Origin of the sequence: Pseudoramibacter alactolyticus ATCC 23263, assembly GCF_000185505.1 — a bacterium.
GTDB classification, from domain to species: Bacteria; Bacillota; Clostridia; order Eubacteriales; family Eubacteriaceae; genus Pseudoramibacter; species Pseudoramibacter alactolyticus.
This window is the reverse complement of record NZ_GL622359.1, coordinates 2,122,729-2,143,322: the sequence shown is the minus strand read 5'-3', so window position 1 is coordinate 2,143,322 and position 20,594 is coordinate 2,122,729. Positions and strand designations below refer to the sequence as shown.

22 protein-coding genes are annotated in these 20,594 nt (G+C 58.9%); 7 read left to right on the top strand and 15 right to left on the bottom strand.

The window, feature by feature from the left end; translation table 11 throughout:
* Window positions 1-61: 61 nt before the first annotated feature.
* The 8 genes from srtB to pyrB are packed head-to-tail and all read right to left on the bottom strand — an operon-like array spanning window position 62 to window position 6,348.
* Window positions 62-781, bottom strand: a complete 720-nt coding sequence (gene srtB / locus HMPREF0721_RS10210) for a class B sortase (protein ID WP_006599691.1) — start codon at window positions 779-781, stop codon at window positions 62-64.
* A 42-nt stretch (window positions 782-823) separates the two neighbouring features.
* On the bottom strand, window positions 824-1,336 hold the full coding sequence (locus tag HMPREF0721_RS10205) for a type 1 glutamine amidotransferase domain-containing protein (RefSeq protein WP_006599690.1): 513 nt from the start codon (window positions 1,334-1,336) through the stop codon (window positions 824-826).
* An 11-nt stretch (window positions 1,337-1,347) separates the two neighbouring features.
* Window positions 1,348-2,259 (bottom strand): dihydroorotate dehydrogenase, encoded by a 912-nt coding sequence (locus HMPREF0721_RS10200; protein ID WP_006599689.1) that lies wholly within the window; start codon window positions 2,257-2,259, stop codon window positions 1,348-1,350.
* Window positions 2,256-2,966 carry a dihydroorotate dehydrogenase electron transfer subunit gene (locus tag HMPREF0721_RS10195; RefSeq protein ID WP_006599688.1) on the bottom strand — a complete coding sequence of 237 codons (711 nt, stop codon included), beginning with the start codon at window positions 2,964-2,966 and terminating at the stop codon, window positions 2,256-2,258. Before HMPREF0721_RS10195 ends, HMPREF0721_RS10200 begins: the two co-directional genes overlap by 4 nt.
* A complete protein-coding gene (pyrF, locus tag HMPREF0721_RS10190) occupies window positions 2,957-3,811 on the bottom strand; it encodes an orotidine-5'-phosphate decarboxylase (RefSeq protein ID WP_006599687.1) in 855 nt (284 codons plus the stop codon). The genes HMPREF0721_RS10195 and pyrF overlap by 10 nt, the downstream gene beginning before the upstream one ends.
* Window positions 3,789-4,961: a dihydroorotase gene (locus HMPREF0721_RS10185; RefSeq protein WP_040640064.1), complete on the bottom strand. Its 1,173-nt coding sequence runs from the start codon at window positions 4,959-4,961 to the stop codon at window positions 3,789-3,791. The genes pyrF and HMPREF0721_RS10185 overlap by 23 nt, the downstream gene beginning before the upstream one ends.
* 26 nt (window positions 4,962-4,987) lie before the next feature.
* The gene (locus HMPREF0721_RS10180) at window positions 4,988-5,419 is read right to left on the bottom strand and encodes an aspartate carbamoyltransferase regulatory subunit (RefSeq protein WP_006599685.1); all 432 of its coding nucleotides are present in this window, start codon (window positions 5,417-5,419) and stop codon (window positions 4,988-4,990) included.
* Window positions 5,416-6,348 (bottom strand): aspartate carbamoyltransferase, encoded by a 933-nt coding sequence (gene pyrB, locus HMPREF0721_RS10175; protein WP_040640063.1) that lies wholly within the window; start codon window positions 6,346-6,348, stop codon window positions 5,416-5,418. The genes HMPREF0721_RS10180 and pyrB overlap by 4 nt, the downstream gene beginning before the upstream one ends.
* A gap of 306 nt (window positions 6,349-6,654) precedes the next feature.
* Here pyrB and HMPREF0721_RS12730 point away from each other — a divergent pair, with 306 nt between their 5' ends.
* The 6 genes from HMPREF0721_RS12730 (at window position 6,655) to HMPREF0721_RS10145 (ending at window position 11,474) form a co-directional block, all read left to right on the top strand.
* Window positions 6,655-8,244, top strand: coding sequence for a DapH/DapD/GlmU-related protein (locus HMPREF0721_RS12730; RefSeq protein ID WP_006599683.1), 1,590 nt, complete (start codon window positions 6,655-6,657; stop codon window positions 8,242-8,244).
* A gap of 159 nt (window positions 8,245-8,403) precedes the next feature.
* A complete protein-coding gene (locus tag HMPREF0721_RS10165; protein ID WP_207635247.1) occupies window positions 8,404-9,171 on the top strand; it encodes a TatD family hydrolase in 768 nt (255 codons plus the stop codon).
* Window positions 9,172-9,199: 28 nt separating this feature from the next.
* Window positions 9,200-9,952, top strand: coding sequence for an AzlC family ABC transporter permease (locus HMPREF0721_RS10160; RefSeq protein WP_006599681.1), 753 nt, complete (start codon window positions 9,200-9,202; stop codon window positions 9,950-9,952).
* Window positions 9,949-10,266, top strand: a complete 318-nt coding sequence (locus HMPREF0721_RS10155; RefSeq protein WP_006599680.1) for an AzlD domain-containing protein — start codon at window positions 9,949-9,951, stop codon at window positions 10,264-10,266. Before HMPREF0721_RS10160 ends, HMPREF0721_RS10155 begins: the two co-directional genes overlap by 4 nt.
* Window positions 10,267-10,276: 10 nt before the next feature.
* Window positions 10,277-10,708, top strand: coding sequence for a hypothetical protein (locus HMPREF0721_RS10150; protein ID WP_006599679.1), 432 nt, complete (start codon window positions 10,277-10,279; stop codon window positions 10,706-10,708).
* On the top strand, window positions 10,698-11,474 hold the full coding sequence (locus HMPREF0721_RS10145) for an HAD hydrolase family protein (RefSeq protein WP_006599678.1): 777 nt from the start codon (window positions 10,698-10,700) through the stop codon (window positions 11,472-11,474). Before HMPREF0721_RS10150 ends, HMPREF0721_RS10145 begins: the two co-directional genes overlap by 11 nt.
* A 62-nt stretch (window positions 11,475-11,536) precedes the next feature.
* Here the strand turns inward: HMPREF0721_RS10145 and HMPREF0721_RS10140 are convergent, their stop codons facing one another.
* From HMPREF0721_RS10140 to HMPREF0721_RS10110, 7 genes are all read right to left on the bottom strand, one after another.
* Complete coding sequence (locus HMPREF0721_RS10140) at window positions 11,537-11,845, bottom strand: DUF1858 domain-containing protein (RefSeq protein WP_083798174.1); 309 nt, start codon at window positions 11,843-11,845, stop codon at window positions 11,537-11,539.
* A 156-nt stretch (window positions 11,846-12,001) separates the two neighbouring features.
* A complete protein-coding gene (locus HMPREF0721_RS10135; RefSeq protein WP_050786996.1) occupies window positions 12,002-12,958 on the bottom strand; it encodes a diacylglycerol/lipid kinase family protein in 957 nt (318 codons plus the stop codon).
* A 223-nt stretch (window positions 12,959-13,181) separates the two neighbouring features.
* Window positions 13,182-14,177 carry a diaminopimelate dehydrogenase gene (locus HMPREF0721_RS10130; RefSeq protein ID WP_006599675.1) on the bottom strand — a complete coding sequence of 332 codons (996 nt, stop codon included), beginning with the start codon at window positions 14,175-14,177 and terminating at the stop codon, window positions 13,182-13,184.
* A gap of 19 nt (window positions 14,178-14,196) precedes the next feature.
* On the bottom strand, window positions 14,197-15,537 hold the full coding sequence (locus HMPREF0721_RS10125; RefSeq protein WP_006599674.1) for a butyryl-CoA:acetate CoA-transferase: 1,341 nt from the start codon (window positions 15,535-15,537) through the stop codon (window positions 14,197-14,199).
* Window positions 15,538-15,668: 131 nt separating this feature from the next.
* Window positions 15,669-17,033, bottom strand: a complete 1,365-nt coding sequence (locus HMPREF0721_RS10120) for an NCS2 family permease (protein ID WP_006599673.1) — start codon at window positions 17,031-17,033, stop codon at window positions 15,669-15,671.
* A 217-nt stretch (window positions 17,034-17,250) separates the two neighbouring features.
* The gene (locus tag HMPREF0721_RS10115; RefSeq protein WP_006599672.1) at window positions 17,251-17,640 is read right to left on the bottom strand and encodes a ribosomal maturation YjgA family protein; all 390 of its coding nucleotides are present in this window, start codon (window positions 17,638-17,640) and stop codon (window positions 17,251-17,253) included.
* 4 nt (window positions 17,641-17,644) lie between these two features.
* A complete protein-coding gene (locus HMPREF0721_RS10110) occupies window positions 17,645-18,445 on the bottom strand; it encodes an HAD-IIA family hydrolase (protein WP_006599671.1) in 801 nt (266 codons plus the stop codon).
* Window positions 18,446-19,020: 575 nt separating this feature from the next.
* Between HMPREF0721_RS10110 and HMPREF0721_RS10105 the strand changes: the two genes are divergently transcribed.
* Window positions 19,021-20,559 (top strand): sodium:solute symporter family protein, encoded by a 1,539-nt coding sequence (locus HMPREF0721_RS10105; RefSeq protein ID WP_006599670.1) that lies wholly within the window; start codon window positions 19,021-19,023, stop codon window positions 20,557-20,559.
* Window positions 20,560-20,594: the final 35 nt, after the last annotated feature.

The following is a 20,594-nucleotide window of genomic DNA, read 5'->3' as shown; positions in this document are numbered from 1 at the left end:
TTTTCTTTTATACAAAAAAGGCAGCGACCGGAAGCCGCTGCCGTCATCGTTTCAAAACGCCTCAGTCCACCCGCACCGGCACTGTCAGCACCACGTAGCGCGCCTCCTCGTATTCATAGGCACAGGTCGACAGGGTCACGATGCGCGTGACCTGCGAGGTGTCCACCGTCGACGCAAAGGTGGATTTTTTTTTGGCCTGATAAATCGCCGCCTGCACCTGACCGCTGTCCATCGCCGAATAAATCATATTATCCGACGCGGTGCTGAACCCTGCGATCAGATCCAGCCGATAGTTGCCATTCGGCGTGAGCAGCCACATAAAAGGATGCGCCTTGTAATAATCGCCTTTTTTATAGTGGGCGAGCATCCCAAACATCGAGCCGTTTTTCATCGCGTGGCCGTAAATGATGGTGTTGGGATCGCTAAAGTCTCCCTTGCTGCGATAATCCGCAAAAAGGGTGCCCGCCGCGTTGTGGGTGCCGTCAAAAAGCTTGTGCAGGTATTCACTGTTGTCGGCGCCTTTGACCACCGGGTAATTGATCGGCGTGTCCTTGCAGTACAGCCAGCCGATCACGTCGGGGTTCTGCTTTTTCAGCGCGTCAAAATCCACCGAGATGGGCACCTTGGTATTGTCTGATTTTTTGGTATAAGTTGACGCCGTCTTCTGATAGGCGGTCGTCCCCTGGTGATAGCTGCGGTAAATTTTAAACAGCTGATAACCGGAGTAAATCATCACCCCGATGCAAATGAGCATCACCAGCCGATAGAGCCACTTTTTCATCGCGGCCTCCCTTCTGATGTTTCGCGCGCGGCCTCCGCTTCCTTATTCGGCAAAGAGCACACGCAGATAATCCTTCATATAGGCCGGCAGATCCGGCGGACGCCTTGCGGAAATAATATTGCCGTCCACCACGGAAGGCGTATTCACCCAGGTGGCGCCGGCATTGGCCATATCGTCTTTAATGCCCGGCGTGCTGGTGACGGTTTTGCCTTCGAGAATCCCCGCGGAAATAAGCACCCATCCGGCGTGGCAGATTTCACCGACGGGCTTGCCCGCAGCAAAGATCGCCCGCACCATCTCGAGCACTTCGGGAAAACGGCGCAGCTTGTCCGGCGCCCAGCCCCCCGGCACCAAAATGCCGTCATAATCCGCCGGATCCACTTCGTCAAAGCTTAGATCCGAGATGAAGGGCACTCCGTATTTGCCGTGATACTCGCGGTTTTTTTCTTCGCCGACCACATCCACGAGACAGCCGGCCTCCCGCAGCCGCAGCACCGGATAAGACAGTTCCAGATCTTCAAAATCTTCTGAAATCAACGCAATAATTTTTTTCATGGTTCTCTCCGTTATCGATTTAAAATGCCGCGAACCTCCGCGATATTATCAAGCCCTTCGGCCTCGCAATATGCTTCCAGCCCGTCGACGATATCCACTGCCGTGGTGGGCGTCACGAAATTCATCGTGCCCACCTGCACACAGGTCGCCCCGACCATGATGAATTCCAGCGCGTCGCGCCAGTCGGCGATGCCGCCCATGGCCATCACCGGAATGCGCACCGCGTTCACCACCTGGTGGGTTATGCGCAGGGCGATGGGTTTGACCGCCGGCCCCGACAGCCCGGCATAAATATTATCGAAGACAATTTTCTTCGCATCGACGTCCACCGCCATGGCCTGAATCGTGTTGATCAGGCTGAGCCCCGCGGCGCCGGCCGCTTCACAGGCCCGGGCCACAGCCACGATGTCCGGAGCGTTGGGCGTGAGCTTGACCATGATCGGATGGGTGCTCGCCGCCGCCGCCTTTTCGGTGATGCGCCCGGCCTGATCCGGATCCATGCCGAAGGCCATCCCCCCGCATTTCACGTTGGGGCAGGAAATATTAAGCTCGATCAGCGCGACCGGCAGATCGTTGAGCTTTTCGATGGCGGCGAGGTAGCTCGCTTCGTCCGAACCGCCGACGTTGACCACCGTCACCGTGTCCAGTGCCGAAAGATGCGGCCATTCATTGACGATAAACGCATCCACGCCGGGGTTTTCCAGCCCGATGGAATTGATGATGCCGGCCGGCGTCTCCCAGATGCGGGTGCCGGTGTTGCCCGGTTTAGGCGCGATGGTCAGTCCTTTGGTACACAGCCCGCCGAGGCGCTCAAGATCGTAAACCTGCTCGAATTCCCGACCGAAGCCAAAGGTGCCAGAGGCCGGCACTACCGGATTTTTGAACGTGATGCCGGCAAAATCGGTCGTTAACCGCGCACTCATGCCATGCCCTCCCAAATGATTTCGCTGCGTTCAAACACCGGCCCGTCATGGCAAACCCTGCGGTTACCCGAGGCGGTCGGGATGCTGCACCCGAGGCAGACACCCATGCCGCAGGCCATCCGTTCCTCCAGGGAGAAGTGCACCGGGAACTTCTCCGGCACCACCCCGCAAAGCGCCCGCATCATCACATTGGGGCCGCAGGCGATCACGGTTTCCCCCCGCTTGGCCGTCACATTGTCGGTGATGATCCCCCCGATATTCACCACGACCTCGTCGGCCACCGCGTCGAAAGCTTCCACCCGGTAGGACTCCCGGGAATAGCCCAGATAAACCCGGGCCTTTTTGTGCTTATGGGCCGCCTTGAACTGCCGAACGGCGCAGAGCAGCGGCGCAATGCCGATGCCGCCGCCCACCGCCAAGAGATTCCCCCTGATTCTCGGAAAGCCGTTGCCGAAGGGCCCTTCCAGCATGATGGAAGCCATCGGGTCCAGCCGGCTCAGAATCTGGGTGCCGCGCCCTTTCACCTGATAGAGAAAGGTCACGACGCCGGCGGCGTAGTCGTGGACGGAGATCGGCCTTGACAGCAGCGGATCCCGATCCCAGGCCCGCACCATGAAAAACTGCCCCGGGAGAATCGTCCCCTCCCAGGCCACCTCCATCAAATAGATCCCTTCCGCCACGGCGTAATTGCTCTTGATCACAGCCATTGCAGGATATCCTCCTTCATCGCGGCGGTCTTCCCGCGGATGTAGTCCACAAAATCCTCGCCTTCGGTTTTCCCCTGATGCCCGCAGATAATCCCCCGGGAAGAATTGATCACCGCACAACGGGAACGCCTGAAGATATTCGCAATGTCCCTGCCGGTGCCGCCCTGGGCGCCATAGCCCGGCACCAGAAAGAAAGTGGCGGGGCAGCGCTCTTGCAGCGCTTCAAAGGCTTCGGGATAGGTCAGGCCCACCACAGCCCCCACCGCCGAATAGCCGGATGCGCCGATGGTGCTCTGACCCCAGGCGGCGATGGCGTCGGCCACCTGTTCGTAAAGCAGATCGCCGCCGGCCATGGGCTGCTCCTGGAAGTCTCTGGCCGAAGGATTGGATGTGTGCAGCAGCACGAAGAGTCCCTTGTCCCTTTCCTTTAAATATGGATAATAAGGCGAAGCGGCATCCTCGCCCATATAGGCATTAACCGTCAAAATGTCCACTTCAAAATCGCCGGTAAAATGCCCGGCCGCGTATTGCTCCGCCGTAGAGGAAATATCCCCGCGCTTGCAGTCCCCAATGACAATCTTCCCCTGATCCCGCACGTATTTCACCGTGTCGGCGTAGGCGCACATCCCGTCGAGACCCATCGCCTCATAGCAGGCCACCTGCACCTTGTAGCATCCGGCGAGATCCGCCGTCGCGTCGATCACCCGGCGGTTAAACTCGGCGATTTTTTCGCCCATGCTCCAGTCCTTAGCCGCCAGGCAACCCGGCAAAAAGCCCGGCTTGGTGTCCAGCCCGACGCAGACGGGGCTGACCTTCGCGGCCTCATACAAACGATCCATGATCATAAACGACGCGACCTCCCTTCATCGTCAGAAGCACTTTGCCCCGCAGCCACTTGCCGTCGAAGGGGGTGTTGTGCGATTTAGAAATAAACTGCGCGCTGTTGACCTGCCATTCGGCATCGGGATCGACGAGCACCAGATCCGCCGGGTATTTATCCGCGATGCGCCCGGCCTTTAAGCCCAGCCGATTCGCCGGGCCCGCGCTAAGCATTCGGGAGAGGCCGGGCAGTGCCATCCCCGCCGCAGACAGCGCGGTGTGGTACATGGCAAAGCCGGTCTCGAAATTGTTGATGCCCGGCGCCCCGGCCCGTTTATCGGCGTCGGTGTGGGGCGCGTGATCCGTCCCGCAGATATCGATGTCGCCGGCCACCGCTCCCTTGAGCAGCGCCTTGCGGTCCGCCCAGCTGCGAAACGGCGGGTGCACCTTGTAGCTCATGCCCGACGCATACACATGGTGGGGCGTCACCTCGCAGGTGATGTCGAGCCCGCGCTGTTTGGCCGCGACAATCGCGTCGAGGGTATCCTTCCTGCTGATATGGCAGATGTGCAGATGCGCGCCGGGCGTTTTTTCCAGAAGCGCGATATCCCGCACCACCGTTGCCGTCTCCGGTTCGTTGTGGGTGGCCAGTACGAAGTCGTATTTCGCCGAGGCTTCAAGCGCCACCCGCATGGTGTCGGCGTTGTCAATATTATGGCCGTCGTTGGAGAATATCGGCGTCAGCGGCCGCAGGGTTTCAAAATCCACCAGATCCGCGTCGGAGAAGTCCCGAGTCACCGCCGCCACCTGAATCAGCGTTGCCAGGCCCAGGGCCTGGGCCCGGTCGAGATTTTTGGCGAGCAACTCGGAATCATCCATCACCGGCTTGGTGTTGGCCATGGCGCAAACGGTGGTAAATCCGCCTTTGACGGCCGCGTGAAGCCCGGTGTCAAGATCTTCCTTCTGGGTCAGGCCGGGATCGCGCAAATGGCAGTGCAGATCGATAAAGCCCGGCATCAGCACCTTACCCCGACCATCGATCTTCTCGTCGTACTGGGCCTGCACCCGCCCCCTGGCTTTATACACTTTACGGATCAGGCCGTCTTCGGTCATCACCTTGCCCGGCCGGCTGCCGGTGCTGTCGACCAGGGTGACGTTTTCTATCAGCGTTCTCATCTTGCGTGGCTTTCCTTTCGTTGTATTCATTCCGGCTTGAACCGGGTATAGGCGTCGCAGTATTCACAGCGGTAAATCTTCTTCTCTTCGTCCACCAGATAAAAATGCACCGCGTCCACCTTTTCGTAATTGGTAATGCAGCGGGGATTTTTGCACTGCATGATGCCCGTCACTTCCCGGGGCAGGGTCAGACTCTGTTTAGCCACCACCTGGCCGTCCCGCACGAAGTTAACGGTGACATAAGGATCGATCAGGCCGAGCACATCCATGTTGAGCTCGAAATCCGTCTCAATTTTGATCATGTCCTTCACACCCATTTTCTTGCTGGGGATATTGGTGAGCAGCACCACCGGATCCGAAAGCGCATCCAGGTGCAGCGCTTTATAAATGTGGAAGCCGTGACCGGCCTCCGCATGGTCGATCACAATGCCTTTTTTAATCTGCGATACGTTAATCATGCGGCCACCCCCAATAATTTGGCAATCAGCGCCATGCGCACATACATGCCGAACTTCGCCTGCCTGAAATACACCGCCCGGGGATCGGCGTCCACCTCCCGGGCGATTTCGTTCACCCGCGGCAGCGGATGCATCACGATCATATCCTCCCGGGCGCGGCGCATTTTGCGGCGGTCCAACACATACACATCCTTGAGGCGCAGGTACTCTTCCTCGTTGACAAAGCGTTCCCGCTGGACCCGGCTCATATAGAGAATATCCACCTGGCCGATGGCATCGTCGAGACTGTCGGTCTGGGCATAGGAGCCTGCCGGCAGCATCGAAAGGAAAAAATCCGGCATGCGCAGCTCTTTGGGCGAAATAAAGATGAAGCGGTTGTCCGAATAACGGTTGAGGGTTTTGACCAGCGAATGAATCGTCCGGCCGAAGAGCAAATCCCCACAGACGCCGATGGTCTTGCCCGAGCAGCTGCCGAGCAGGTGGCGGATGGTGAGCAGATCGGTAAGGGTTTGGGTCGGGTGCTCGTGGCCGCCGTCCCCGGCGTTAATCACCGGCAGTTCCGGTGCCGACTGGGCGAAGAGCTTGGCCGTGCCCTCCCTGGGATGGCGGATCACGGCGATATCGGCGTAGCCATTCACAATCTGTGCCGTATCCATCAGCGTTTCGCCCTTGGATACCGAGGAGTTGTTTGGATTGTCGAAACCGAATACCCGGCCGCCCAGCCGCAGCATCGCCGACTCGAAGCTGAAACGCGTTCGGGTCGAGGGCTCATAAAAAAGACTGGCCAACAATTTCCCCTTGCAAAGGTCCACATAGGCGTCTTGATTTGCAATGATACGGTCAGCCAGTTCGAATACGGATTCCAATTCTTCGATTGTAAAGTCACCGGGTTCAATGAGTTGTCTGCCCTTTAAAAGTCCTTCCGACATGTCAGCCTCCTTCGTCCTCATCCATCGCGCCGCAAAATGCTGCGCCGCCATTTGTTCACAACACGTCGATTTTATTTTAGGTCATTCTCCCCGTGAAGTCAACTTCATTGCCCGCCCGTTTAAACTTTTTCTCGCCGGCTTCGGCAGGGCGGCCGGCCGATGCGTGCCCGCTTGAAAAACGACGCATAAAAATGCACCAAGTCGACAATAATCTTCAATCGCTGCCGCTTTCCCTGCCCATCCAAAAGTGTTAAGATAAAAGCAATAGCTTAATGCGAGCCCGAGTGCTCGTCAGGGGAGGATACGATGGCTTATTATCAGAAGACCAATCAAGCAGACAGTCATGAAGCGGCACCCCGACCGTTCGACGCGCCGACCGTCGACGACTTTAACCGGATGGCCGCTTCCCAGGATAAAAAATTATGGGAGCGCTTCCTAAAAGATTACGCCGAACATTTTCAGCGAAGCATGATGGCGGGGATGGATCATTTTCTCTTTCTCTGCCCGTCGGCAAGCCTCGTCGTCGAGCTGGTGAAGTTCCGCCATTTCTCTGACGCGGCGGGCGCGGGCTCCGGCAAGATCGGCGACGCCCTGCGGAACATGGGCCTCAAGCGGCTGACCTTCACCTATCGCGAGGTGGACAGCGACTTTGACGGCGTGTGCTTTGCCATCGACAAGGCCGTCGAGCGGGAACTCTCCCACAAAAGCCTTGTCGATATTCCAAAGCGCAGGCGTCTGCCCCTCGAGGATGACGAGACCGTCCGCGTGGGCAAGGGTTATAAGGTCACCGTCTCCGGCGACTACAAGCTCGAGGAAAACAACCGCCCGGCGCCGGCGGAAGAAGACGCGGGCGGCTACACCGGCAATGCCGGACTTTTAAATGCCATCGCCGACGATATCGGCGGCACCTATGGCGGCAACGCGGCCATCGTCGGTACCCTGGGCCAGGACAAGCTCACCACCTACGGCGGCAATGCGAACATCACCGATTCCCTAAGCGAACAGGTTTCCACCTACGGCGGCAATGCCGGCATTCTGAAAAACGACGACGACAAAGCCGCCGATGCTTATTCCTACACGCGGTTTAACAAAAAAACGATCGACGACATTCCGCTCAGAGGCAATTGGCAGGCCCTCAAGGCGGCCAAAGCGGAGGAGCCCGAGGGGGAGCCTCTCGCTGAAGCACCGGGGAATGTCCCACCGTCCCCCGCCGCTTCAGCCCCTGCCCCCGCTGACACTGACACGGCGCCCGCCGAAAACGGCACAACCATCGTGCACACGGCAGCAGCCAGGGCGGCCCTCGCTGCCGCCACCGAGCCGGAACAGCAAAGGCCGGCTAACGTTATGACACCATCCAAACTTCAAAACCATCACGGCAAACACATCTTTATCGCCAAAACGGCCGCCGTCGTCGGCGATGTGCGCATCGGCGAGGGCAGCTCCATCTGGTATTCAGCCGTCGTCCGGGGGGATCAGGCCCCGGTGACCATCGGCGAGGGCACCAACGTCCAGGACGGCAGCGTCGTCCACGTCGATGTCAAAACGCCCACCATCATCGGCGACGGCGTGAGCGTCGGCCACAACTGCACAATCCACGGCTGCGACATCGGCGACAATGTGCTCATCGGCATGGGATCGACCATTCTCAACCGGGCCAATGTGCCCGACAACTGCATCGTCGGCGCGGGTTCGCTGATCACCCAGGGCAAGACCTTCCCCGAAGGCTCACTGATTCTCGGCTCGCCGGCCAAGGCCGTACGCGCGCTCACTGAAGAGGAAATCCAGGGCATCCGCGACAACGCTGCGGAATACATGCAGCTGATGGACAATGAAGCCGGCCAGGATTACGAAGAAATCCCCGGCGGCTTTGTGACCGTTCGAGACGACGCCGAATAATCCGCCCGACACGCTGCGGTATCCGCCGATGCCGCAGTTTTTTTGCGTCCGGATTTTTTCGCGATCGGCCCCGCGGTCGCCGCCATTTGTGTTAAAATGACAGCATCACCAGGCGCGCAGGCCTTTTACCCGCCGTGTGCCCCAACAAGGAGAATGCCCATGCTCATCGATTCCCATTCCCATCTCGACGATGAAGCCTTTGCCGAAGACCGCGGCGCCGTGGTCGCCCGGGCCGAGGCCGCCGACATCGGCGCCATCATCGACCCGGGCTGCGATCTGGCCTCGAGCCGCCTCGCCGTGGATTTAAGCCGACAATACCCCATCGTGCACGCGGCGGTGGGATTTCATCCGGAAAACTGTGCCGACACCACCGCCGCCGATCTCGACGCCGTTCGCGCGCTCGCCGCCGCACCGAAGGTCGTCGCCATCGGCGAGATCGGCCTAGACTATCATTGGGACGACAACCCCTCCCGGGCCAAACAGCAAGAGGTATTCGTCGCCCAGCTCGAACTAGCCGGCGAAATCGGCCTGCCGGTCATCATCCACGACCGGGATGCCCACGGCGACGCCCTTGCACTGGTGCGCAGTCATTTCAGCCGGGAGGCCGGCGGGGTTTTTCACTGCTACTCCGGCTCGGTGGAGACGGCACGTGCCCTGCTCGATCTCGGTTTCTATCTCGGCTTCGACGGGCCCATCACCTTCAAGAACAACAAAAAATCCCCGGCGGTCGTAGCCTACGCGCCCATGGACCGCCTGCTGATCGAAACCGACGCGCCCTATATGGCGCCGGTGCCCCTGCGGGGCCGGCGCAACGAGCCGGCTTTCGTCACCCATGTGGCCGCAAAAATGGCCGCCATCAAGGCTTTGCCCCTCGAAGCGGTGGCCGAAGCCACCACGGCCAATGCCAAACGGCTTTTTCATCTCTGACCCCGTTTATTCATGAAAGGAGCGGCCCTTGCCCGTCCCATCGTTATCTTCCAAACAAGCTTTTATCACCGGCCTGAAAGACGGTCTGCCCATCGGACTGGGCTATATCTCTGTCTCCTTCACCTTCGGCATGATGGCCGTGACCCGGGGGCTGCCGGCCTGGTCGGCCATTCTGATTTCCTTCACCAATCTAACCTCCGCCGGACAATTCGCCGGTCTCGATACCATCGCCGCGGGCGGCCCCTTTGTCGAGATCGCCTTAGTGCAGCTGGTGATCAATCTGCGCTACGCGCTGATGTCGCTGTCCTGGTCGCAGAAGCTCCCTTCGGATTTTAAATTCTGGCAGCGCTTCGTCATCGCCTTCGGCGACACGGACGAAATCTTCGCGGTGAGTGCCCGCCGCCACGACACCGGCCTGCCGCTGACCTTCTTTTATATGCTCGGACTCATGGCGCTGCCCATTCTCTGCTGGACCGGCGGCACCGTCGGCGGGGCCTTTGCCTCGGCCGTGCTGCCCGCTGCCGTGCGATCGGCCCTGGGGCTGGCCATCTACGGCATGTTCATCGCCATCGTCGTGCCGCCGGCCCGGGAGGATAAGGCCGTGCGCACCGTCGCTCTTGCCGCGGTGGCCCTCAGCTGCGCCCTGCACTTTCTGCCGGGGCTGCGCCGTCTATCCAGCGGCTTTGCCATCATCATCTGCGGGGTCGCGGCCTCGGCTCTGGGCGCCGCCTGCTTTCCCACCGCGGACACAGCCGCGCCCGATGAGGAGGTCTTGTTATGAGCACCACCCGCCTGCTGCTGTACATCCTCATCATGGCCGCAGTGACCTACGCCATCCGCGTGCTGCCGCTGATCTTGTTTCGCAAGCCCATCCGCTCGCCCTTTATCCGCAGTTTTTTGCATTACATCCCCTACGCGGTGCTCGGCGCTATGACGATCCCGGCCATTTTCTTTGCCACGGATGCGCTGCTTTCTGCCACTGTGGGGCTTGTCGTCGCGGTGATTGTCGCCTGGCATAAAAAGGGCCTGCTCACCGTCGCCGTCGCCGCCTGTCTCGCCGTCTACATCACGCAGTGGCTGATGGCCGGCTTTTAAAGGAATAGCCATGCCATATCCACATCAAATTTTATTCCTGCGCCGCCTGGGCCTGCTCATCGTCTGCTGTTTGGGTCTGGGCCTGTGCCCATCCCCGGCCCGGGCGCAGACCGCCCTGCCCCCGAAACTCGCCGGGCACTGGCAGCCGGCAGCCCGCACGGCCAAAATCAACCAGGCACTGCCGGCTTCGGCGCTGCGCGCGAAGCCCCGGATCACCGTCACGCCGGCCGGCCGCGTCACCCTGCGCATCCGGCGCAAGGGCCGAAAAACGCAAACATATACCGCCCAGGTACGCAAGGCCAAGGGGTATACCCTCGTTATCACCGTCCGCAAGCGCCGGATAAAGGTGCATTACCGCCTGCGGCACCGCCGCCTGATACTAACCCTTAACCGCCAGACCATCATCCTGCAAAAAATTCAAGGAGGCCCCCATGGCTCATAAAAAATACTTCTTCTTCGATATCGACGGCACCCTCACGGACCGTGCCACCGGGCAGATCGTGCCCAGCGCCAAAACCGCTCTCAAAAAGCTTTCCGATGCCGGGCATTTCGTCGCCATCAACACCGGCCGCGCCCACTACAAAGCCCGCCCCTTTTTCGAGGCCAACGGCTTCACCAATATGGTGTGCAGCGGCGGCCACGGCCTGGTGATCGACGGCGTGCTGGTGGCTAATCCGCCCCTCGATTACGGCGCGGCCAAAGCCCTCTATAACGAAACAATTGCCGCAGGATACGGCGTGCTGGTCGCCGAGGATGACTCCATTGACGTTTACGCCAAGGATTTCACTTTTATCAAACAGATGGGCCAGCGCCTCGAGCCCACCCGCTACATCATCGAGGCGCACTACGAACCCATCCGCGATATTTACAAAATGTATCTCGCCCTGCCCCGAGGCGAGGAACACCGTCTCCCCCATCTCAATCATCCTGCTTTGGGGCATCTGCGCTTTGAAGGCGATTATATGGTGATTCAGCCGGACGAAAAACGCGATGGTCTGCTGCGGATGCTCGACCGCGTCGGCGGAGCGCCGGAGGACGTGGTGGTCTTCGGCGACGACATCAACGACTTCGACATGTTCACGCCGCCCTTCACCCGGGTCGCCATGGGCAACGCCCATCCCCGGCTTAAGGCCATGGCCGATATCATCGCCCCCGCCAATGTGGACGACGGCATTTACCGCATCTGTGAGGCGCAGGGCTGGTTTTAAAAGCGGGCACACAAAAAGGCGCTGCCTCTGGTTTTACCAAAGACAGCGCCTTTTGCTTACCCTTATAATTCTTCGGCCTTGATCATCGCCGCATCAATCAGATAATCGTTGAGCGCGGCGCAGACATCCTCGCCGTCGAGTCCGTGCACCATGGCCGCCTGAGCCAGGGTTTCCATCTGGGAAGAGGGGCAGTAGATGCAGCCCATACCGCAGTCCTGAATCAAAAAATCCGCCGCGGCGGGATGCGCCGCAATAATCTGACTGACCAGCATGTCCGAGGTGACCGGCGCATCATCCGGTGCCGGCGCTGTCGCCGCTGACTTTTGGGCCTTGCCGAAAAGTTTCGATAAATTCAAATCATTTAAGCTCATTGTGAAGCCTTCTTTCTCAGTGCTGTTTTGATCCCGCTGCGGGGCAAGCCTGTGTTTCGCAGCCGCTTTGCGGCCGTCAATTCCAAGTATTCCTCTTGGAATTATCGCAGTGTACCACCGCCGACTTAATGCTTTCTGAAATCGCCCGGCCTTCACTCACTCCGGGAAAATCGGCTGATTGGATGCCTCGATGGCTTCTGCCTTTTCTTTGGGCGGCAGCAGCAGCGCGATAGCCTGTTTCTCCACACGGATATCCGTTTCCCGCATGGTGCCGCCGTATTCGCCGTCCCAGGTCCAAGCCGTGTTTTCCGACGCTTTGATGTGCACATGATCCGTTTGGAACACCTTGATATAAGGGCTGTCGGTCTTGCCGGCGAGCAGTGTCGCCAAAATGGCCTGCACTTCGATAAACAGCGGCGGCGCCTTGATGAGCATCACTTCAAAAAGGCCGTCGCTCAAATCCACCGAGCTGGAAAAGGGCATGGCAAAACCCGCCATGCTCCGCGCGTTCGAGATGGAGCCGAACAGATATTCGTCGTCCTCAGTTTCGCCGTCATGTTCGATGTGCATCCGACAGCGGTAGGAAACGTTTTGGGGCAGGGTCAAAAGCGCCTTGAGCATATAGGCCGCGTGACCGATGGCATTTTTAAAAATCTGACTGGTATCGTAGCTGATCGAGGTGAAAGCCCCGAAGGCCGCGATATAATTAAAATAATAGGTGTCATTAAAACAGCCGATGTCATAGGCAAAGACATGGTCCCGGCTGATGGTTTCGCACTGGGCCAGAATACCCCTGGGAATGCCGATGCTCTTGGCAAAATCGTTGGTGCTGCCGCTGGGAATATAGCCCAGGGGCGGACGGTGATCCATCATCATCATCCCGTTGATCACGTGATTGAGGGTGCCGTCGCCGCCGCAGCAGGCCACCACATCAAAACGGCCGTCACAGGCCACCAGAATGGTCTCCGCCGTCAGCTCCGCCGCGGGAATGATCGGGTACACCGTCACTTCGCAGTTTCTCTGCGTCAGCTCCTTGACAATCTGAAAGGCATTTTGATCGGCCATGCCTGTGCCGGCAGAACCGTTCATCAGCATCAAAACTTTTTTTCTCATTTTTCCACCTATCATCAGGCGCAGGCCCGACTTTCTGTCGCTTGCTTATTGCCTCAATGATACCACAACTTGGCAGTGCTACCCTTTAATCCAACCAAATTTTTTCATATTGAACGCCTCGGACCGCCGCGCAGTAAAAAGGCACGCAAAAAAGCCCGGCCGTCCAAAGACGGCCGGACTTAAAATGCCAGGCAATCGTTTCGCAGTCAGGCGTCGTTCTGATTTAAAGCATCCGGGCGCGCAACGTCTGCGGATCGAGCGGACTCAAATAAGCCGGCGGCACATCCAACATGGACTTGCAGCCGACGCTGCCGTCCTGCGCAAAGCGATGCACCGCCCGGGCACAGGCGGCCAGAACCCCGGCGGTAAATTCCGGGTTGGAATCCAGCGTCAGGCCGTATTCCACCACTGCCGTGTTTTCGGCCTCCCATCCGGTCTTGCCGGATCGGATCACAAAGCCGCCGTGGGGAATCCCGCTGTGATCCCGCTGCAGTTCTTCTTCCGTGATGAAATGCACCGTGGTGTCGTAGTCGGCGAAATAATTGGGCATGGTGACGATGGCATCTTCAATCGCCTGACGGCCCGCTTCGTCCACGCCGTCTTCCGCGACGACAAAGCATTCCCGGGTATGCATCTGGCGGGTGGTGAGTTCGGGATTGTCACCGGAGCGGGCCGCTGCCAGTGCCGCCTCCACCGGGATGGTGTATTGTCTGGCGTCCTTGACGCCGTCGATGCGGCGGATCGCGTCGGAATGTCCCTGACTGACGCCCTTGCCCCAGAAGGTGTAATGCTTGCCCTCGGGCAGGATCGACGAGGCATAGACCCGGTTGAGTGAGAACAGTCCCGGATCCCAGCCGGCGGAAATCAGCGCCACATGGCTGCCCGCCCTCGCCGCAGCATCCACCGCTGCAAAATGTTCGGGGATTTTAGCGTGGGTATCGAAGCTGTCCACCACGTTAAAATGGGCGGCAAAGGCCGGCGTCATCGTCGGCAGATCCGTCGCCGATCCGCCGCAGAGGATCATCACGTCGATGGCGTCGGCGTAATCGGCCCAATCGTCCTGACGGACGACCGGCACCCCCTCGGTTAAAATCGTCATCTGCTTCGGATCGCGCCGGGTCAGCACGGCAGCCAGGGTCATGTCAGCATTCTGCCGGACAGCGCATTCGACCCCCCTGCCCAGGTTGCCGTAACCCACAATACCAATACGAATGGCCATAATAGCCTCCTTTATTTCTTTAACGCTTGTTGCTCTGGCGCCAGACGCCCATCTTTTCGGCACCGGCAATGAGCTCTTCTCTGAAATCCGGATCGGCAATATTGATCAGCGCTTCCGCCCTTTCCCAGGCAGTCGCGCCTTTCAGATAGGCCATGCCGTATTCCGTCACAATATACATCGGGTTGGAGCGGGTGTCCGTCACGATGGAACCTTCCGTCAGCGTCGGCTTGATGCGCGAATGCTTCACGCCCTTTTTGTCGGTAAAGGAAGAAGACATGCAGATAAAGCTCTTCCCTCCTTTGGATTTATAGGCCCCGAGCACGAAATCCAGCTGCCCGCCGGAGCCGGAAATCTGACGCAGGCCGGCGGATTCGGCATTGATCTGGCCAAAAAGATCCATATCCACTGCGTTGTTGATGGACATGAAGTCATCAAACTGGCCGATAACACTCGGATCATTCACATAATTCACCGGAGCCGCCATGCAGGCCGGGTTATCGTCCAGAAAATCGTAGAGCTTCTTCGTGCCGGAAGCGAAGGCATAGGTCTGTTTGTAGCGGTCGATGGGCTTGCGGGCGCCGGTGATCTTGCCGGCCCGGGTCAGATCCACAAAGGAATCGACGTACATTTCCGTGTGAACGCCCAGATCCTTCAGATCGCTTTCGGCGATGAGCTGGCCGACGGTGTTGGGCATGCCGCCGATCCCCAACTGCAGAGTTGCGCCGTCGGGAATCTCCGCCACGATCTGCTTGGCCACGGCCAGATCCACTTCGGTAGGTTCCGTCGCGCCGCCGCTTTCGGGCATCGCCGGGTTGTCCCCTTCGACGACCATATCGACCTCGGAAATGTGCACCGCTTCTTCAACCCCCAAACAGCGTGGCACGGAAGTATTCACCTCAACAATGACCACATCGGCCTTGTTTACCACTTCCCGGTAATGGGAGGCGTTCGGCCCGAAGTTGAACCAGCCGTGCTTGTCCATCGGAGCCACCTGGAACATCGCCACATTCAAGGCGTGGGGCATATCCCGGTAATACCGCGGCACTTCCGAATAGCGCACCGGCCCGTGAAACACGAAGCCGTCTTTCACCGCCTTGCGGTCGACCCCGGAATAAAACCAGGAGTTCCAGGTGAAATGCTCTTTGGCGTTGGGCACATCAAAAATCTTTGGCCGAAAAGGCACAATCCCGTTGTAAATTTTCACGTCGGTCAGCTCCGGCATGCGGCGGGCCAGAGCCTCATCCAGCGCCCGGACGGTGCAGGTCACCCAGCCGTAATCCACATAATCCCCCGATTTAATCACCTTGACCGCTTCGTCCGCCGTCGTCAGTTTATCGGCATATTCCTTTAAATAGCTCATAATTCCTCCCGATTATTATTTTTTTAACACACTTATTCTATCATCTTGCCTGATTGAGGTCAATTAACTTAAAATATCCGACGCTATAAAAAAGCCGCCTCGCAGGGAAGTGGCTTTTTTGACGTCGGCGCTTAGATAAAAATGTACTTCAAAATGAAAAGCAGTGAAATGATGATCATCAGCGGCGAAACCTTTTCCTTCTTGCCGGCCAGCAGGTTCATCAGGGTGTAGGAGATGAAGCCCACACCGATCCCTTCGGAGATGCTGTAGGTGAAGGGCATAAACGCCAGGCACAGGAAAGCCGGAATGCCCTCGGTCGGATCGGTGAAGTCGATCTGGGTGACGTTTTGAATCATCAGAAAGCCGACGATGATCAGCGCCGGCGCCGTCGCGAAGGACGGAATCGCCAAAAAGATCGGTGAAAAGAACAGCGCCAGGATAAACAAAATCACCATGACGATGCCGGCGAGACCGGTGCGTCCCCCTTCGGAAATGCCGAGGGAGCTTTCGACAAAGGTCGTCGTGGTGGACGTCCCGAGGCAGGCCCCGACGGTGGTAGCAACGGCGTCAGCCATCAGCGCCCCCTTGATCCGCGGCAGATTGCCGTCTTCATCAATATAGCCCGCCTTCACGGCGCAGCCGGTGAGCGTGCCCAGCGTATCGAAGATATCGACAAAAAGAAAGGCGAAGACCACCGTCGCGAAGTCAAAGCTTAAGCCCTTGGAGAAATCAAACTTCATAAAGGTCGGCGCCAGCGATGCGACGTGAATCCCGTGGGAAAAATCCGGAATCAGCGAATAAAGTCCCAGCTTCGGCACCGGCACATAAAACCCGGCCACCTCGCAGAGGATCCCCACGAACCAAGTCGCCAGAATCCCGATGAGCACGCCGCCCTTGACCCCGCGGATCAAAAGGAAGCCGGTGAGCACCGTTCCGAGCAGAGCCAGGGCCACCGTCAGGCCCAATGTGGCGTTGCCCGCCGTGCTCCATTTGAACATGGTGACCAAGGTCGAGTCGTCATTGACCACGATCTTCGCCCCCTGCAGGCCGACCATCGCAATAAACAGGCCGATCCCGGAAGAAATCGCCAGACGCAGCGTTTCGGGAATCGCGTTGAAAATGGCTTCGCGGATATTGGTCAGACTTAAAACGATAAAGATAATACCTTCAATAAAGACCGCAGCCAGCGCCATTTCCCAGGAGTAGCCCATTTTGATGACAACCGAATACGCGAAATAGGCGTTGAGGCCCATCCCCGGCGCGAGCACAAAGGGATAATTGGTGAGCAGTGCCATCACCAGGGTCCCGATGGCAGAAGCCAGAGCCGTCGCCGTGAACACCGCGCCTTTGTCCATCCCGGCCGCCGCCAGCATGTTTGGGTTGACCGCCAGAATATAAGCCACGCCCATGAAAGTCGTCAGCCCGGCCATCACTTCGGTTCTCAGGTTTGTGCCGTTTTCGCCAAACTTGAAAATCTTTGCCAGTTTTTCTTGCATGAAACATCCTTTCCGCAGCGCCCGCTGCCGCAGTGGCCGCCGCAACCGTTGCTGCTAATCCAAATGAATATTAAGTATGCATTAAGGTTATCAGAGAGCGATCATAAAAGCAAGCGCTCCGAGCGTTTTGAAAACCGTTAATTCTTTAGGCTTTTCGGACGACGCAAAGCCCACATCAAAAAAGCACCCGGAAAGTTTTTACTTTCCAGGTGCTTTTTTAGTCAGTTTCATTTTTTTGCCGGCGCCAGGCTACACCGCCGATCAGCAGGCAGCCCGCCAGATAACACAGCAGGTCCTGCCAGTCGAAGGTGCCGCCCATCAGCGTGCGCATCACCGGGCTTTCGGCCAGGCCCAGCCGCGCCACCAGGTGAAAGGCCTGGGAGACCTCCACTGCGGCCGCAAAAATAAAAATGCCCGCGGGCAAATGGGGTAAACCCCTCGGCACAAAAACGCGCACCAGCGCATAAAGGCCCACCACCACGAGCACGTCCCCCACATAGGGGCGAATCACCGCATCGTGAACCCACAGGGCGATGGCGACCTCGAGCGTAAACACCGCGGCGGCCAGGCCCAGGTAAAATAAACGGGCCCTGCTTTTCTCGCTCATCGCGTCAGGCCTTGGCCGCTTCCGCACGGGTCACAATTTCCCCCACGCCGGCGAGCACGGCCGTCGGCCGGTAGGCAAAGGTTTCAATGGTTTCCCGGTCCGTCACCCCGGAGAGCACCAAGGCCGTTGCCATGCCGCTTTCCAAACCGGAGATCACATCGGTATCCATCCGATCGCCGACCATCACCGCTTCGTCCGAATGGCAGCCGAGAAGCCGCAGCCCGGTGCGCATCATCAGCGGGTTGGGTTTGCCGCAAAAATAAGCTTTCTTGCCGGTGGCCATCTCGATAGGCGCCACCAGCGCCCCGCACCCCGGCATGATGCCCTGCTCGATGGGGCCGCTGACATCCGAGTTGGTGCCGATGAGCTTCGCGCCGTTTAGCACCATGTTGGTCGCCTGGGTCACCGTGTCCAGGGTGTAGCTCTGGCTTTCGCCCACCACCACGTAATCCGGGTCCACCTCGTCCACGGCCAGTCCCTCGGCATAAATCGCGTTGATCAGGCCCACGCCGCCGATGGGATACACCGTGCATTCCGGCGACTGCTGCTTCAGGAAGCGGGCCGTCGCCAGCGCGCTGGTATAAAAATGGTCCTCACTGACGTCGAGCCCCAAATATGCGAGCTTCTGGGAAAGCTCCCGGGGGGTCTTCGCGCTGCTGTTGGTCAAAAAGAGAAAAGCCTTGTCTTCCCGATAGAGCCAGTCGATAAATTCTCGGACGCCGGGCAAAAGTTCGTTGCCGTAATAGATCACGCCGTCCATATCGCAGATAAAGCCTTTGATTTGATTGAAGTCGATCATTGTCATTGATACACCTTCTTTCACATGGTTTCCGGCGCTGCAAAATGACTGCAAACGCGCCGATTGCTCCTATCTTACCCCACGGCGCCGACTTTTTCCACCCGATTCGCCGCCTTTTAACCAAATCTTTACCTGGACTTTTCATTCCCGCCGATGGCTGCAGCTGCTCATGTACCGAATTTCATACTGAAACCGACGGTCAAAAAGCTTGCCCCGCGCACTTTGGCATGCTAAAATGAACGAAAGATGTCGATCGGAAAAAAGTAAGCCCGCAGCGTCTGCGCCAGAGAACCGCCGGCCGGTGAAAGGCGGCCGCAGACTGCGCGCCGAATACCTTCCGGGAGTCGCGCACCCAAAGGGATTTTCCCCGGTAGGCTGCGATCGGGAGCGCCCGTTAACGCGCGCAGGTATCGCTCGCTTGAGCCGTACCTCATGAGCGCCGATTCGCGAGGCTCGGCGAAATAGAGGTGGTAACGCGGCTTTGTCCGCCCTCTGTGTGATGCGGAGGGCGGTTTTTTCTGCCCTCATCGGCCTTCGGATACGCCGCGTATCCCCTGCACTTTTTACCTGGAGGTTTCGCTTTGTTTCTCAAAATCTTTTTGCTCGCCGCCTTCTTCGCGACGATGATCGGCGTCGGCATTTACTGCGGGCGTCACGCCGTCAGCGTGAACGGCTTCGTCCTCGGCGGGCGCCACGTCGGCCCGTGGCTGACGGCTTTTTCCTTCGGCACCTCATATTTTTCCGCTGTCATCTTCGTGGGCTATGCCGGGCAGTTCGGCTGGAAGTTCGGCATCGCCTCGACCTGGATCGGCATCGGCAATGCGCTGCTCGGCTCGCTTTTGGCTTGGGTGGTGCTTGGCCGGCGCACCCGCATCATGACCCAGCATTTCGGCGCGGCCACGATGCCCCAGTTCTTCGGCGAGCGCTTCGGCAGCCCCTCGCTTAAGATCGCGGCGTCCGTCATCACCTTCGTCTTCATGATTCCCTACACCGCCTCGCTTTACAACGGGCTGTCCCGGCTGTTCGGCATGGCCTTTCACATCGACTATGTGGTGTGCATCGTGCTGATGGCCGCCCTCACCGCGGTGTATGTCATCGCCGGCGGCTACATGGCCACGGCGATCAACGATTTTATCCAGGGCATCATCATGCTCTTTGGCATCACGGCCGTTGTCACGGCGGTGCTTAGGACCAACGGCGGCTTTCACGCCGCGATTCTCTCCCTCTCCCGGGTGAAGGATGCCGCGGCGGCCCCCGGCCAGCTCGGCGCCTTCACTTCCTTTTTCGGGCCGGATCCGCCGGGCCTGCTTGCGGTGATCCTCCTCACGTCGCTGGGTACCTGGGGCCTGCCCCAAATGGTGGGCAAGTTTTACGCCATCGACAGCGAACATTCCATCAATAAGGGCATGGTCATCTCGACGCTCTTCGCCTTTGTCGTGGCCGGCGGCGCCTATTTTCTCGGCGGCTTCGGCCGGCTCTACGCCGACAAGGTGAACGTCGCGGCAAACGGCTTCGACGCCATCATCCCCGCCATGCTCGCAGGCCTGCCCGACGGGCTCATCGCCGTGGTGGTGATCCTCGTGCTCTCCGCCTCCATGTCGACCCTCTCTTCGCTGGTGATCGCGTCCAGCTCCACCCTGACCCTCGATTTGATCCGGGATGTGTGCTTCCCGGATATGGAAGAGGAACGTCAGGTGCTCGTGCTGCGGCTGTTCATCGTGGTATTCATCGCGATTTCCGCCGTCATCGCGGCGATTCAATACAAAAGTGCCGTGACCTTCATCGCCCAACTCATGGGGATCTCCTGGGGCGCCATGGCCGGCGCCTTCCTCGCACCCTTCCTTTACGGGCTTTACAGCCGGCGCGTCACCGCAGCTTCGGCTTGGGTGAGCTTCGGCTTTGCCGTAGGCCTGATGCTGACCAACCTGCTCGCGCCCCGGATGCTGCCGGCCCTTTTGCAGTCGCCGATTCAGGCCGGGGTCTGCGCCATGGGCGTCGGCCTCGTGCTGGTGCCCGTCGTCAGCCTGTTCACCAAAGCGCCGGATGCCGCCCTGGTTGCCGAGGCCTTCGCCGCCTACGACGAACGGGTGTCCGTGCCGGTGCGTGACGATCTGGGCTGATCCCGCCGGACTTTTTCGGCACATAAAAAACCATG